Genomic DNA, 895 nt, shown 5'->3' on the forward strand with positions numbered 1-895 from the left:
TCCCATACACCGACACTCACCGTGCGGATCGATGAGTCATTCCGGGAGATCGGCCACGCCGACCAACGCCGGCAGATTGTCCAGCTGCTCAGTTGGCTTGGCCACGGTGTGGACGTCCGGATTGTGTTTGAGTCGTCTATCTGGATGCGGCGCTTCGCTTGGAGTTACGATCCGGAGATCGATGTCGACGAACTGGATGGGAACGTCCCCGACGTGGCAGCGTTCGATGTGAGTTCACAATGCGATACAGGCCAGCGCGCTCACGGAACTGTCGACGACCACGTCGCGGCTGCGTGTGAGGCGCTTGAGACGGACGGTGAGGTTGTCGCAACTCTTGAGCGTATCGGCGCAGAAGCCGGCCAGACAGCCGGCTACGAGGCGCTCTATGAGGCTGCGCCGTACGATGACCCCGACCAGTCTCGGAACAACGTCGCGTACCACCTGGGCCAGCTTCGCGAACACGAACTCGTGACAGATCGTATCGCGACCAGCGATGGGAGCAAAGTCGCAATTCGCCCGGCTGGGGTGCGTTTCCTCGAAGAAATCGGCCGATCTGGAACGCGACAAAAACCCCTTCAGAATTTTGTGAGTCGGACCGGAAAATCCGACGACAATTTGGAGTCTAGACCCGCGCACACACGTGAGGGGGGGACCGGCTGGAGCCGCGACCGCCTCCCGGCACTCCACACTATCCAACCGCTTCCTCGCTCTACGTATCAGGCCGCTGTTGCGGCGACCCCCGAGAATGGCGTCGCAACCGTCGATGCGGCGGTCTCCGAGTGGGACGATCGAGCAGCTCCTCGGCGCTACATGGACTGGGACAATGATCGGCTCGCTGTGGCCGCCGAAGTCGACAATCCGATGCAGTGGGCAGTCTGTACTGCTCGGTCGTTGG

1 pseudogene is annotated in these 895 nt (G+C 61.6%); it reads left to right on the forward strand.

The features are described from left to right. Window positions 1-108: 108 nt before the first annotated feature. Window positions 109-895, forward strand: a pseudogene (locus DVK06_RS16690) (ArsR family transcriptional regulator); the annotation flags it as partial.

This window comes from Halorubrum sp. Atlit-28R (assembly GCF_003665955.1).
In the GTDB taxonomy this organism is placed as follows: Archaea; Halobacteriota; Halobacteria; order Halobacteriales; family Haloferacaceae; genus Halorubrum; species Halorubrum tropicale.